The organism is Bradyrhizobium sp. SPXBL-04, from assembly GCF_051853035.1.
Taxonomy (GTDB): Bacteria; Pseudomonadota; Alphaproteobacteria; order Rhizobiales; family Xanthobacteraceae; genus Bradyrhizobium; species Bradyrhizobium zhanjiangense.
Genome location: NZ_CP182472.1, coordinates 1,264,235 through 1,278,060 on the forward strand (window position 1 = coordinate 1,264,235; position 13,826 = coordinate 1,278,060).

General features: G+C 63.8%; 14 protein-coding genes. 13 read left to right on the forward strand and 1 reads right to left on the reverse strand.

The window, feature by feature from the left end:
• Nucleotides 1-55: 55 nt before the first annotated feature.
• Nucleotides 56-889, forward strand: coding sequence for a shikimate dehydrogenase (locus tag ACNJX8_RS05965; protein WP_439359895.1), 834 nt, complete (start codon nucleotides 56-58; stop codon nucleotides 887-889).
• 56 nt (nucleotides 890-945) lie between these two features.
• Nucleotides 946-1,572 carry a hypothetical protein gene (locus ACNJX8_RS05970; RefSeq protein ID WP_128939779.1) on the forward strand — a complete coding sequence of 209 codons (627 nt, stop codon included), beginning with the start codon at nucleotides 946-948 and terminating at the stop codon, nucleotides 1,570-1,572.
• Nucleotides 1,573-1,796: 224 nt separating this feature from the next.
• Here the strand turns inward: ACNJX8_RS05970 and ACNJX8_RS05975 are convergent, their stop codons facing one another.
• Nucleotides 1,797-2,933 (reverse strand): alpha-hydroxy acid oxidase, encoded by a 1,137-nt coding sequence (locus tag ACNJX8_RS05975; protein ID WP_128939778.1) that lies wholly within the window; start codon nucleotides 2,931-2,933, stop codon nucleotides 1,797-1,799.
• Between the two features lie 91 nt (nucleotides 2,934-3,024).
• On the opposite strand from ACNJX8_RS05975, the gene ACNJX8_RS05980 reads away from it, so the two are divergent.
• The 11 genes from ACNJX8_RS05980 to ACNJX8_RS06030 all read left to right on the forward strand — a co-directional run bounded on the left by ACNJX8_RS05980 (nucleotide 3,025) and on the right by ACNJX8_RS06030 (nucleotide 13,470).
• Entirely contained in the window at nucleotides 3,025-3,192 is a 168-nt protein-coding gene (locus tag ACNJX8_RS05980; protein WP_164939789.1) for a hypothetical protein, read from the forward strand.
• Between the two features lie 221 nt (nucleotides 3,193-3,413).
• On the forward strand, nucleotides 3,414-4,757 hold the full coding sequence (gene glmM / locus ACNJX8_RS05985) for a phosphoglucosamine mutase (protein ID WP_091886618.1): 1,344 nt from the start codon (nucleotides 3,414-3,416) through the stop codon (nucleotides 4,755-4,757).
• A gap of 548 nt (nucleotides 4,758-5,305) precedes the next feature.
• Nucleotides 5,306-6,148: an outer membrane protein gene (locus ACNJX8_RS05990; RefSeq protein WP_439359897.1), complete on the forward strand. Its 843-nt coding sequence runs from the start codon at nucleotides 5,306-5,308 to the stop codon at nucleotides 6,146-6,148.
• Nucleotides 6,149-6,316: 168 nt separating this feature from the next.
• Nucleotides 6,317-7,144 (forward strand): outer membrane protein, encoded by an 828-nt coding sequence (locus ACNJX8_RS05995; RefSeq protein ID WP_439359898.1) that lies wholly within the window; start codon nucleotides 6,317-6,319, stop codon nucleotides 7,142-7,144.
• A 74-nt stretch (nucleotides 7,145-7,218) separates the two neighbouring features.
• Nucleotides 7,219-7,809, forward strand: a complete 591-nt coding sequence (locus ACNJX8_RS06000) for a glutathione S-transferase family protein (RefSeq protein ID WP_439359899.1) — start codon at nucleotides 7,219-7,221, stop codon at nucleotides 7,807-7,809.
• A gap of 16 nt (nucleotides 7,810-7,825) precedes the next feature.
• The gene (locus ACNJX8_RS06005) at nucleotides 7,826-8,290 is read left to right on the forward strand and encodes a GNAT family N-acetyltransferase (RefSeq protein ID WP_249759614.1); all 465 of its coding nucleotides are present in this window, start codon (nucleotides 7,826-7,828) and stop codon (nucleotides 8,288-8,290) included.
• 173 nt (nucleotides 8,291-8,463) lie between these two features.
• Complete coding sequence (locus ACNJX8_RS06010) at nucleotides 8,464-8,655, forward strand: hypothetical protein (RefSeq protein WP_249759615.1); 192 nt, start codon at nucleotides 8,464-8,466, stop codon at nucleotides 8,653-8,655.
• Between the two features lie 79 nt (nucleotides 8,656-8,734).
• Nucleotides 8,735-9,907: a phosphoserine transaminase gene (locus ACNJX8_RS06015; protein ID WP_128937149.1), complete on the forward strand. Its 1,173-nt coding sequence runs from the start codon at nucleotides 8,735-8,737 to the stop codon at nucleotides 9,905-9,907.
• Nucleotides 9,908-10,122: 215 nt separating this feature from the next.
• Nucleotides 10,123-11,712, forward strand: a complete 1,590-nt coding sequence (gene serA / locus ACNJX8_RS06020) for a phosphoglycerate dehydrogenase (RefSeq protein ID WP_128931473.1) — start codon at nucleotides 10,123-10,125, stop codon at nucleotides 11,710-11,712.
• 259 nt (nucleotides 11,713-11,971) lie between these two features.
• Nucleotides 11,972-13,144: a thiolase family protein gene (locus tag ACNJX8_RS06025; RefSeq protein WP_128931474.1), complete on the forward strand. Its 1,173-nt coding sequence runs from the start codon at nucleotides 11,972-11,974 to the stop codon at nucleotides 13,142-13,144.
• 194 nt (nucleotides 13,145-13,338) lie between these two features.
• Nucleotides 13,339-13,470 (forward strand): hypothetical protein, encoded by a 132-nt coding sequence (locus ACNJX8_RS06030; RefSeq protein WP_439359900.1) that lies wholly within the window; start codon nucleotides 13,339-13,341, stop codon nucleotides 13,468-13,470.
• Nucleotides 13,471-13,826: the final 356 nt, after the last annotated feature.

A 13,826-nucleotide genomic window follows, 5' to 3' on the forward strand; every position in this document is an offset into this window, starting at 1 on the left:
GAGCCTTCGGGACGCGAAATGGATCGCCTTCCACATCGCTTGAGGGAAGGATGACGTGACCAGGGCTCCCGCCGCTTGTCTGATCGGATGGCCGGCGGCGCATTCGCGCTCGCCGCTGATTCATCATTACTGGCTGCGCACGCTCGGGATCGAGGGGGGCTACGTCATCGAGGCGGTTCCGCCCGAGGATCTGCGCGACTTCGTGCTGCGGCTGTCGCTGCGCGGCTTCGTCGGTGCCAACGTCACCATCCCGCACAAGGAGGGCGTGCTGGCGCTGTCGAAACCCGATGCGCGCGCAACGGCCGTCGGCGCGGCCAACACGCTGTGGTTCGAAGACGGCGAGCTGCACGCCACCAACACCGACGTCGAAGGCTTCATCGGCAATCTCGACGCCAGCGCGCCCGGCTGGGATACGGCTGAAGAGGCGCTTGTGCTCGGGGCCGGCGGCTCTTCGCGCGCCGTCGTGTTCGGGCTGCGCGAGCGGGGCATCAAGCACATCCATCTCGCCAATCGCACCATCGCGCGGGCGGAGACGCTGGCAAGACAGTTCGGGCCGAACGTGCACCCCGTTGCATGGGATGCGATCAACGACGTTCTGCCGCGTGCAAAACTTCTCGTGAACACGACCTCGCTCGGTATGCATGGCCAGCCTTCACTCGACGTCGATGTTGCGCGCCTGCCGCAGGCCGCCGTGGTCGCCGATCTCGTTTATGTCCCGCTGGTGACGCCGCTGCTTGCGGCAGCAAAAGCGCGCGGCCTGAAGACCGCCGACGGGCTCGGCATGCTGCTGCACCAGGCGGTGCGCGGCTTCGAGCTGTGGTTCGGCCAGCGGCCTGAGGTCACCGCCGAGCTGCGCGCGCTGGTCGAGGCCGATCTCACAAAGACTTGAGAGAATAGCGCGGCTGTTCCGGAGTTCTCCCTCCGTGGGGATAACCGGAGACCGTCATGTCTGTTCAACGTGCAACTTTCACACGTCCACTTCTCGCCGTCGCAATGGTGGCCCTCTCGACCTACTGCGCCTTCGCCCAGAAAGCGCCGGTGCCGACGCGCGTGCGCGGCACGATCGAGAGCGTCAATGGCGACACCATGCAGGTCAAGTCGCGCAGCGGCGAAGACGTCAAGCTTCACATCGCCTCTGACGTGAACGTCGCAGGCATCACCAAGATTTCACTCGCCGACATCAAGCCGGGTTCGTTCATCGGCGCAACCACCGTGCCTGGGCCGGACGGCGGCCAGAATGCGGTCGAGGTCCACGTCTTTCCGGAGAGCATGCGCGGCACCGGGGAGGGCTCGCGGCCCTGGGATCTCAAGCCCAATTCCAGCATGACCAATGCGACGGTCGCCGAGAGCGTGGTCGGCAATGACGGCCACACGCTGCTGGTCAAGTACAAGGACGGCGAGAAGAAGGTGTTCGTCGCCGACAACACCCCGGTCGTCACTTATGTGCCGGGCGAGAAGTCCGAGCTCAAAGCCGGCGCCAAGATCATCGCCTTCACGAAGCAATTGCCGGACGGCTCTTTCGAGACCAACCGCGTCGGCGTCGGCCGCGACGGCGTCACGCCGCCGATGTGAGCCGCGGGATATATTGCGCAACTACCGCGACAGACACCGCTGTCGTCCCGGACAAGCGTCAGCGCAAATCCGGGACCCATAACCACAGGGTCAAGTTGTTGCGCGAAGGAGGTCACTCCGAGTCCCCGTAGCCACGTCCGCCTGTGGCTATGGGTCCCGGATCGGCGCGCGCTTAGGGCGCGCTTGTCCGGGACGACGGCTGTGTTTGACGCGACGGTTTCGCCTCACACCGCAATGACGTGATCGTCGATCTCGTCGATCCTGTTGACGCCGCACAGGCCCATGGTGGTGAGCAGCTCTTTCTGGATGATGTCGATCGCCTTGGCGACGCCGGCCTGGCCGCCGGCCCCTAAGCCATAGGCATAGGCGCGGCCGATCATGCAGGATTTTGCGCCGAGCGCGAGCGCGCGCATCACGTCCTGGCCGGAGCGGATGCCGCCGTCGAACATGATCTCCATCTTGTCGCCGACCGCGTCCGCGATCTCGGGCAGCACCTCGATCGAGGACGGCGCGCCGTCGAGCTGCCGGCCGCCATGGTTGGAGACGACCAGGGCCTGCGCGCCGGTCTTGGCGGCTTCCTCGGCGTCCTCGACGTCGAGGATGCCCTTGATGACGAGCTTGCCCGGCCAGATGCTGCGGACCCACTCGACGTCCTTCCAGTTCAAGGAGGTGTCGAACTGCGATGCGGTCCATTCGGCGAGGCGGTTGAGATCCTCGGTGTTCTTCACGTGGCCGGCGATGTTGCCGAAGGTGCGGCGCTTGCCTTGCAGCACGCCTGAGACCCAGGCCGGCTTGCTGGCGAAATCCAGAAGCTTCGATAGCGACCATTCCGGCGGCACCGTCATGCCGTTCTTGATGTCGGCGTGGCGTTGGCCGATCACCTGCAGGTCGACGGTGAGCACCAGCGCGCTGCACTTGGCCGCGATGGCGCGCTGGATCAGATCCTTGATGAAGCCGCGGTCCTTCATGACGTAGAGCTGGAACCAGAACGGCTTCTCGACACTCGCGGCGATGTCCTCGATCGAGCAGATCGACATAGTCGATTGCGTGAACGGGATACCGGCGGCCTGCGCGGCGCGGCAGGCATGGATCTCGCCGTCGCCATGCTGCATGCCGAGCAAGCCGACAGGCGCCAGGATCAGCGGCATGGTCGAGGGCTCGCCGAGGATCGTGGTCGAGGTGTCGCGCTTGGAGACGTCGACCAGGATGCGCTGGCGGAACTTGATCGCCTGCATGTCCTCGCGGTTGGCGCGCAGCGTCTCCTCGGCATAGGAGCCGCGGTCGCAATAGTCGAAGAACGCCTTCGGCACGCGGCGCTTATGCAGCGCGCGAAGATCGTCGATACAGGTGATGTGCTTCATGATCGTTTCCCCGGCCCGTCTTGCATCGGATGATTTCGGGGTCATCTAGCATGGTTAGATGCACAGCCAAATCGTTTGAGAGGAGGGCGCCATGACGAGGCCGCACGCCGCACCTTCGCCGGAAGAGATCAAGGAGAAGCGCGACCTCGAGGAAGCGCTGGAAGAGGGCCTGGAAGAGACCTTTCCGGCCTCCGATCCCGTCAATGTCACCCAGCCACCGCCGAGCCGCGGCGACGGCCATGTGAAGCGCACCGGCTAGGGCCGGGTTCCATCCCGTTCCGGCTTCCCTGCAGGGAAATATAGTGTTAACAATATGTTATCGGGCACGCGGCGGGCCCGGTTCCGTAATGATTCATCATATTTTTTGAAGCCAAGTTAGCCGCGATGGTTTTATAAGAGCTCAGCAAATCAGGGATGCGGGGCCTTTTCGGGCAGCCCGTGGTTGTCGAGGGGACCCCTGATTGTTGCCTGGGGGACGATATGAGCCGCAAATATTTCGGGACGGACGGGATTCGGGGCCGCGCCAACGGACTGATCACGCCGGAGCTCGCGCTCAAGGTCGGCCAGGCCGCGGGCCTTGCGTTTCAACGCGGCGACCACCGCCATCGGGTTGTGATCGGTAAGGACACCCGCCTGTCCGGCTACATGATCGAATATGCGATGGTCGCTGGCTTCACCTCGGTCGGCATGGACGTGCTGCTGGTCGGCCCGATGCCGACACCGGCGGTCGCGATGCTGACCAAGTCGATGCGCGCCGATCTCGGCGTGATGATCTCGGCTTCGCACAATCTGTTCGAGGACAACGGCATCAAGCTGTTCGGCCCGCAGGGCTTCAAGCTCTCCGACGACGTCGAGCGGCAGATCGAGCAGCTGCTCGATGAATCCCTCGACAAGAGGCTCGCGCAGAGCGCGAGCTTGGGACGCGCCCGCCGCATCGACGGCGTGCATGACCGCTACATCGAATTCGCCAAGCGCACGCTGCCGCGCGATCTGTCGCTGGATGGCTTGCGCGTCGTGATCGATTGCGCCAACGGCGCTGCCTACAAGGTGGTACCGGAAGCGCTGTGGGAATTGGGTGCCGACGTCGTTCCGATCGGCGTCGAGCCCGACGGCTTCAACATCAACAAGGAATGCGGCTCGACCTCGCCGGAAGCGCTGTCGAAGAAAGTGCGCGAGATGCGCGCCGACATCGGCATCGCGCTCGACGGTGACGCCGATCGCGTCATCCTGGTCGACGAGCGCGGTCATCTCGTCGACGGCGACCAGCTGCTCGCGGTGATCGCGCAGAGCTGGAAGGAAGACGGCCGGCTGTCGCGGCCGGGCATCGTCGCGACCGTGATGTCCAATCTCGGTCTCGAGCGCTTCCTGAACGGGCAGGGGCTCGATCTCGTCCGCACGCCGGTCGGCGACCGCTACGTGCTCGAGCAGATGCTGAACGGCGGCTACAATCTCGGCGGCGAGCAGTCCGGCCACATCATCCTGTCCGACTACGCCACCACCGGCGACGGCTTCGTTGCGGCCTTGCAGGTGCTGGCGGTGGTGCAGAAGCTGCGCCGTCCGGTGTCCGAAGTCTGCCACCGCTTCGATCCGCTGCCGCAGATCCTGAAGAACGTCCGTCACAAGGGCGGCAAGCCGCTCGACGATTCCGACGTCAAGTCGGCGATCTCCGACGGCGAGAAACGCCTCAACGGCTGCGGCCGCCTCCTGATCCGCTCCTCCGGCACCGAACCGGTGATCCGCGTCATGGGCGAGGGCGAGGACCGTATCCTGGTCGAGGACGTCGTCGACACCATCGTCTCCGCGCTCGGCCAAGCGGCGGCGTAAGGTCTTCCTTCTCCCGCAGTGACGTAGGGTGGGCAAAGCGACTTGTCCGCCGTAGCTCGAAGAGCGAAGGCGGAAGCGTGCCCACCGTTTCATTTGCAGTGTTGGATTGATGGTGGGCACGGCGCAAGTGCGCCTTTGCCCACCCTACGATTCCGGACTCGCGGAGCGGGTAAGACAAGCTGCGCAGATCTATCTCTTCATCTTGCTCGCGGCCAACGCCGTCGGTGCGTTTCTCGGTGGTCCCTTGGGCGACCGATTTGGCCGCAAGATCGCGATTCCTGCCCAGGCTGCCGCGGCACGCGCGTTAACGCATCCTCTCTCGCCGTGTTGCGGTTTCACACATCGTTAGGAATTGCGGCGAGGTCGTCGCATCTGGCGCGGCGTTCTTGCAACGCTGGCGCGGCGCGCGCGTGTATGGTGAGAAAAAATCAACCTTAAAAATTAGGGTTAAGTGGCGCTTAAACATTTGCTGCCATCGTCCGGGTCGTGAGTTTCCAGAACGTGGGGCGTCTGCATTTTTGCCTCACCGGCCATAAGGACGAAGCCAAATGCGTAGCGTTAAGTCTCTCCTTGCCGCGGGTGCGGCAACCCTGATCTCGTCGATGGCGTTCGCCGCTGATATGCCGATCGCGGCTCCGCCTCCGATGTACGCGCCGCCGGCTCCGCCCGCCGATTTTGGTGGCTGGTATCTGCGCGGCGACATCGGCATGACCAACCAGAGCGCCAAGCGCATCGACGCCGCCGTAGCGCCGGGGTTTACGAGGACGACGGAGGGACTCGGCTTCGACTCGTCGCCGTTGTTCGACCTCGGTGTCGGCTATCGCTTCAACAACTGGTTTCGTGCGGACGTGATCGGCCAGTACCGCGGCAAGGCTAACCTGCATGGTGCAGACAACGTCATTGGGCCCGGCTTCGTCGGTTCCGACAATTATAGCGGCAGCAAGTCCGAGTGGGTCGTCATGGCCAACGCCTATGTCGATCTCGGCACCTGGTGGTGCATCACTCCGTTCATCGGCGCCGGTGTCGGCGGCTCCTACAACAAGATCAGCGGCTTCCGCGACGACGGCATTGCATATATCGCCGCGCTGACCCCGACCCCGAGCGCCAGCGTCGCCTACTTCGCCGACAACGGAAAGTGGAACTTCGCCTGGGCCGCTCACGCCGGTCTCGCCTATAAGGTCAACCCCGGCTTCACCGTCGAACTGGCCTACAGCTACATGAACCTCGGCGACGCGGCGCCCGGCAACTTCCGCTTGTTCGACAACAGCGCCTCGGGTCCGACCTCGATCAAGATCAAGGAGCTCACCTCGCACGACGTCAAGCTCGGCGTGCGCTGGGATCTCAACAGCCCTCCGGTCTACGCGCCGCCGCCGCTGGTCACCAAGGGCTGATCGTCAGCCTCATCGCTTAAGACGTCTTAACGGCGCGGGTTCATCCCGCGCCGTTTTGCTTTGCGGATTTTTCATGGCGCGGCAGCGACGAACGCGCCTGACGCAACCATTGGTTAAGGTTAACAGGCGATGATCATCGCAACAGTTCGAGTCCGATGGAGCGTTGCGATGCGTAGGCTGATGGTGGCGGCGGCGATGTTGGGGACGGTGTCTGCCGCGCACGCGGCCGACATGCCGGACCTGCCGATCCTGCGCGGCAGCTTCACCGACGGTCTGAGCACCTCCACAGTCAACTGGCAAGGCTCGTATATCGGAGCGCAGGCCGGTTATGGCTCGTCCGACGAGAACTTCAACGGCTCGACCAGCAACATGATGGCTTCATTGTTGGCGGATACGTTGATCGAGAGCTCGATGGGCGTGTCCCAGTGGAATCTTGGACTGGGCAAGGCCTCGCAGCGCACGACCGGTTACGGCGCCTTCGTCGGCTACAACGCGCAGTGGGACGACGTCGTGATGGGGCTCGAAGTGAGCTGGCTGCACGGCAAGTTCGGAGGAATGTCGTCGGCCAGCGAAAGGCGCGTCAGCGCCACTGCACTGGCGGACGGCAATTTCCATGATGTCACGGCGACGTCCACATCTTCGATCAGCATCAGCGACATCGGAACGTTCCGCGGCCGCGCCGCTTACGCATGGGGATGCTTCCTGCCCTACATGTTTGCCGGTCTCGCGCTCGGTAATGCGGACATTGTGCGCACTGCCTACGTGCAGGATCGCGTGAGCGCGACCCAGTTGGGGACCTACACGCCGCTCGCGCCGTTGAGCTCGACCGATGCCCAGCACAATCACCTGATCTACGGCTACACCGCCGGTCTCGGCGTCGACGTCAACCTGGTCGGCGGATTGTTCATGCGTGCGGAGTACGAATACATCCGCTTCACCTCCCAGGTCGACACCAGCATCAACACCGTCCGCGCCGGCCTCGGCTACAAGTTCTGACGCGGCCGCGCACGCCGCGGTTGACAGCTCCCGTCCGTCCTGATGCTCTGTCGCTCAAAAGTAGGGCGGCGGCGATGCAGATCTACGGCGATAGCAATTCCGGCAATTGTCTGAAGGTGAAGTGGGTCTGCGACAAGCTCGCGCTGCCCTACCAGTGGATTGAAATCGACACACGCAAGGGCGAGACCCGCACGCCGCAATTCCTGAAGATGAACGGCGCCGGTCAGGTGCCGACCGTCGCGTTCGACAACGGCCGCACGCTGGCGCAATCCAATGCCATCATCCGCTATCTCGCCCGCGACAGCGCGCTCGTTCCGCGCGACGCCTTCGTTGCCGCCAAGATGGACGAATGGCTGTTCTGGGAGCAGTACAGCCACGAGCCCTATATCGCGGTGTGCCGCTTCCTCCTGGTCTATCTCGGCAAGAAGGCATCCGAGCTCGACCCCGAGAAGGTCAAGCGCGGCTATGCGGCGCTCGACCGCATGGAGCAGCATCTTTCGGTCAGCCGCTTCTTCACTGGTGAGGCGGTTTCGCTCGCGGATGTCTCGCTGCTCGCCTATACCCGCGTTGCGCATGAGGGCGGCTTCGATCTCGCTCGCCATGCGGCCGTCCGTCGCTGGATCGGCGATGCCGAGGCCTTTCTCGGCCTTGCGCCGGCGCGCTGAGCCTGGAGTATCGCGAATGAACACTGAGGCCGTTTCCATTCGCCGCGCGCGCCGCGACGATGTCGCCGCGATCGTGGCGATGCTCGCCGATGATCATCTCGGGCGCGGGCGTGAGCGCGTCGAGGATCCACTGCCCGCCGCCTATGACGAGGCATTCGCGCGGGTCGAGCGCGATCCGAATCTGACGCTTGTGGTCGCCGAGAGCGAGGGCAGGGTGGTCGGCTGCCTGCAACTCGCGATCCTGCCCGGCATCAGCTCGCAAGGCGGCGTGCGCGGCCTGCTCGAAGACGTCCGCGTTGCTTCCGATTGTCGCAGCCGCGGCATCGGCGAGCGATTGGTGCAATGGGCGATCGCGGAAGCGAAAGCGCGCGGCTGCAATCTGGTCGAGCTGCTGACGCATCAGACGCGCGTCGATGCGCAGCGCTTCTATACGCGGCTCGGATTCGCTGCGAGTCATGTGGGCATGACTGTCCGCTTTTGAGGCAGCTCGTCGCGGGCCTTGCGCGATCAGCACATCCGGATCGCGCATTCGTTCATCTTAAGAGCTGATAAACTACCTGACCGTCGTTCATGTTTGTACAAGAACGAACGGTGCTACGGCAGCGTCAGACACCGAGCTCGGTCGGTTCGGGGATTTCGATGACAAGCTATTCGATGATCAAGGTCGGCAACGACTACGTCGTGCAGGCCAATGACAAATGCATTTTGAAGGTCGGCAGCCGCCGCAAAGCCGCGCAATTGATCAGCGAGGCCACGGACTTGCTGAATGCGCTCGCTGCCGTCGAATCCCCTGGTATCGCGCCAGAGGCGCCTTCACTCCCCCGTGAGACGCCGGAACTTCCTTGACTGCCCTTCCCGATTCCCGTATCAGCCGCGGCGGGACACCTCCCCCCAACGGGAGGCTTACTATCTGGAAGGGTAGATGATGACTGTAGCGAAGCCCGCTTCGCGGCCGAACGTGCCGCACTTCTCCTCCGGCCCCTGCGCCAAGCGCCCCGGCTGGAACGCCCAAAATCTCAAGGACGCAGCCCTCGGTCGCTCGCATCGCGCGAAGATCGGCAAGGCCAAGCTCAAGCTCGCGATCGATCTGACGCGCGAAGTGCTCGAGGTCCCCGCCGATTACCGCATCGGCATCGTGCCGGCCTCCGATACCGGCGCGGTCGAGATGGCGCTGTGGTCGCTGCTCGGTGCGCGGCCCGTCACCACGCTCGCCTGGGAATCCTTCGGCGAAGGCTGGGTCAGCGATATCGTCAAGGAATTGAAGCTCAAGGACGTCACCAAGCTGAATGCAGCCTATGGTGAGATCCCCGACCTCTCCAAGGTGGATCCCAAGAGCGACGTCGTCTTCACCTGGAACGGCACCACCTCAGGCGTGCGCGTGCCGAATGCGGACTGGATCAGCGCCAACCGCGAAGGGCTCACGATCTGCGACGCGACCTCGGCCGCTTTCGCGCAGCCGCTCGATTTCGCAAAACTCGACGTCGTCACCTTCTCCTGGCAGAAGGCGCTCGGCGGCGAGGCCGCGCACGGCATGCTGATCCTCTCGCCCCGCGCGGTGGAGCGGCTCGAGACCTACAAGCCGGCCTGGCCGCTGCCAAAAATCTTCCGCATGACCAAGGGCGGCAAGATCAACGAAGGCATCTTCGTCGGCGAGACCATCAACACGCCCTCGATGCTCTGCGTCGAGGATTATCTCGATGCGCTGAACTGGGCCAAGTCGATCGGCGGCCTCAAGGCGCTGATCGCGCGTGCCGACGCCAACACCAAGGTGCTCGCCGACTGGAAGGCGAAGACGCCGTGGATCGACTTCCTGGCGAAGGATCCTTCGATCCGCTCCAACACCTCGGTGTGCCTGAAGTTCACCGATCCCGCGATCACCTCGCTCTCCGAGGACGCGCAAGCCGACTTCTCCAAGAAGCTGGTCGCGCTGGTCGAGAAGGAAGGCGCCGGCTTCGACTTCGCCTATTACCGCGATGCGCCGGCCGGCCTGCGCATCTGGTGCGGCGCCACTGTCGAGGCCAAGGACGTCGAGCTCTTGACGCAGTGGATCGATTGGGCCTTTGCCGAGACCAAGGCGCAGCTGGCCAAGGCAGCGTGAGTTTCTTTTTCGCCTCTCCCCGTTCTTACGGGGAGAGGCCGGATTGCGCAGCAATCCGGGTGAGGGGCTCTCTCCGCTTGCACCTTCGCCTGTGGCTGCCCCTCACCCCAACCCTCTCTCCGTAAGAACGGGGAGAGGGGGAAGACAAAGCCTCTTCATTCAATTCGGCCATCGCAGGCCGATCCTCCCTCTAGGGAAGGCGAAGGATCATCCCCATGACCAAACCCAAAGTTCTCATTTCCGACGCGCTCTCGCCCGCAGCCGTGCAGATCTTCAAGGACCGCGGCGTCGAGGTCGACTTCCAGCCCAATCTCGGCAAGGACAAGGACAAGCTCGCCGAGATCATCGGCAATTATGACGGCCTCGCGATCCGCTCCGCGACCAAAGCGACGGCCAAGATTATCGACAAGGCGACGAAGCTGAAGGTGATCGGCCGCGCCGGCATCGGCGTCGACAATGTCGAGATTCCCGCCGCCACGGCCAAGGGCATCATCGTGATGAACACGCCATTCGGCAATTCGATCACCACCGCCGAGCACGCCATCACCCTGATGCTCGCGCTCGCCCGCGAGATCCCGCAGGCCGATGCCTCGACCCAGGCCGGCAAGTGGGAGAAGAACCGCTTCATGGGCGTCGAGATCACCGGCAAGGTGCTGGGCGTCGTCGGCTGCGGCAATATCGGCTCGATCGTCGCCGACCGCGCGCTCGGCCTGCGCATGAAGGTGATCGCGTTCGATCCGTTCCTGTCGCCGGAGCGCGCCAAGGACATCGGCGTCGAGAAGGTCGATCTCGACGATCTCCTCAAGCGCGCCGACTTCATCACCCTGCACACGCCGCTGACCGAGAAGACCAGGAACATCATCGACGCGGCCGCGATCGCCAAGATGAAGAAGGGCGTGCGCCTGATCAACTGTGCCCGTGGTGGCCTCGTCGACGAGCAGGCCGTGGTCGATGCGCTCAATTCCAAGCACATCGCTGGCGCCGCCTTCGACGTCTTCATCGAGGAGCCTGCGACGTCCAACGTGCTGTTCGGCCATCCCAACGTGATCTGCACGCCGCATCTCGGCGCCTCCACCACGGAAGCGCAGGAGAACGTCGCGCTGCAGGTCGCCGAGCAGATGTCGGACTATCTGCTCACCGGTGCGATCTCGAACGCGGTCAACTTTCCCTCGATCACCGCGGAAGAAGCGCCGAAGCTGAAGCCGTTCATCGCCCTCGCCGAGAAGCTCGGCTCGTTCGCCGGCCAGCTCACCGAAAGCGGCATCCTCAAGGTCGAGATCACCTATGAGGGCCACGTCGCCGAGATGAAGATCAAGGCGATCACCTCCGCCGTGCTGTCGGGCCTGCTGCGGCCGATGCTGGGCGAGGTCAACGTGGTGTCCGCCCCCGTCGTCGCCAAGGAGCGCGGCATGGTGGTGGACGAGATCGTGCGCGCAGCCCAGAGCGACTATGAGAGCCTGATCACCGTCACCGTCACCACCGAGCGACAGGAGCGGTCGGTCTCCGGCACCGTCTATGCCGACGGCAAGCCGCGCCTCGTCGACATCAAGGGCATCCGCGTCGACGCCGAGTTCGGCAAGTCGATGATCTACGTCACCAACGAGGACAAGCCCGGCTTCATCGGCAGGTTCGCCAGCCTGCTCGGCGACGCCAAGATCAACATCGCCACCTTCCATCTCGGCCGCGTCGCGCCCGGCAGCGATGCCATTGCCCTCGTCGAGGTCGACGGCGCGGTGCCGACAGACGTGCTCGCCAAGGTGCAGGCGCTGCCGCAGGTCAAGCAGGCCAAGGCGCTGACGTTCTGATCGCGCTCTCACCGTCGTCATGGCCGGGCTTGTCCCGGCCATCCACGTCTTGGCACTCGGCACGAAGAACGTGGATGCCCGGGACAAGCCCGGGCATGACGCGCGGATAGAGTCACGCTCCTATCGATATTCCGACGCGCGGAACAACGCCGCCTCCAATACCTGGAGGCGGCGTTTTATTTTCCCGCGCTCGCCAAACTTTGTGTACCAATGGCGATAAGGACGCTCCGTTCAAAATCGTTCGAAAAGGGAGAACACAATGCGTGAAGCCGTCATCGTTTCCTATGCGCGCACGGGCCTTGCGAAATCCGGCCGCGGCGGGTTCAACATCACGCCGCCGATGTCGCTCGCGGCCCACGCCATCCAGCACGCGGTGAAGCGCGCCGGCGTCGACAAGGACTATGTCGAGGACTGCTATCTCGGCAATTGCGCCCATGGCGCGCCGAACATCGGCCGCCAGGCCGCGCTGCTCGCAGGGCTCCCGAAGACCACCGCGGGCGTCTCGGTGAACCGCTTCTGCTCCTCGGGGCTGCAGACCATCGCGATGGCCGCCAACTCGATCCGCTCCGACGGCGCCGACTGCATCGTCGCCGGCGGCGTCGAGAGCATCTCGATTCCGGGCGGCGGCTCGCCGAAGGAGTCGATCGATCCGGAACTGCTCAAGGTCGCGCCCGACATCTTCATGGCGATGATCGACACCGCCGACATCGTCGCCGAGCGCTACAAGCTCAGCCGCGAATATCAGGACGAGTTCTCGCTGGAATCGCAGCGCCGCATGGCCGCGGCGCAGCAGGCCGGCAAGTTCAAGGACGAGATCGTCCCGATGAAGACCAAGATGAAGGTCGTCGACAAGCAGACCAAGGCCGAGAGCATCGTCGACTACGTCGTCGATCGCGACGAGTGCAACCGGCCCGACACCACGATGGAAGGCCTTGCCAAGCTCGAGCCGGTCAAGGGTCCCGGCAAGTTCGTCACCGCCGGCAATGCCAGCCAGCTCTCCGACGGCGCCGCCGCCGTGGTGCTGATGGAAGCCAAGGACGCCGAGAAGCGCGGCCTCAAGCCGCTCGGCCGCTTCGTCGCCTGGGCGACCGCGGGCTGCGAGCCCGACGAGATGGGCATCGGCCCGGTATTCGCGATCCCGAAGCTGTTGAAGCGCACCGGCCTCAAGATCGACGACATCGATCTGTGGGAGCTCAACGAAGCCTTCGCCAGCCAGTGCCTGTATTGCCGCGACAAGCTCGAGATCGATCCCGCCAAGTACAACGTCAACGGCGGCTCGATCGCGATCGGCCATCCCTTCGGCATGACCGGCGCGCGGCTCACCGGCCATTTGCTGCAGGAAGGCGCGCGCCGCAAGGCCAAGTGGGGCGTGGTGACGATGTGCATCGGCGGCGGCCAGGGTGGCGCCGGCCTGTTCGAGATCTACAGCTGATCCAGGCCGCAGGAACGCGAAAGGGCACGGCGCCGCAAGCGCCGTGCCTTTTTATTTGAGTTATTTGAGCGCCTACGCGGGAACTCGGGCAAATCACGCGATCAACCTATACGGTACTATTCTAATAAAGACAACCGCAGCGAAAGGTGCTAAAGCTTGCTTGCGATGCAGCTTGTAATGGGGGAGGGGCGCAAATGGCCTTTTCGGACCCGAGCTTGGCGATCCAAAACATCATAGACGCGGCCGTCAGCGATTACATGGGGATGGCAGTCTACGTCTTCACGGATTTTGACGGCTCCGGCACCCAGCTCGTGGATGGGGTTTGAGAGCTGGGTTCAGAACGGCGCAAACGCTCCGTCGGGCAATGGCGTCGTCGTTCTGTCCGCCGGCAGCCTCGCCTCGTCCGTGGGACAGAAAATCATGTCCACTCTTCTGAGCGCCGAGGTCGAGGGTGGTTTGTCGTCGAGTTGACCCAAGTCAGTTGACCCAAGCCGGGCGCGTCCTTTCGACGATAGGATGACGGACAATCCCGTAGCCTGATCGTCTCAGGATAAGGCTAAGCGGCATCGGTGTCCGTTGAATTTGCTGCCGCACACTCCGCCCTCATCCTGAGGAGCCCGCCTCAAGCGGGCGTCTCGAAGGATGGCCGCAGGGAGGTCGCTTTCAAATGCGATTTCCCTGC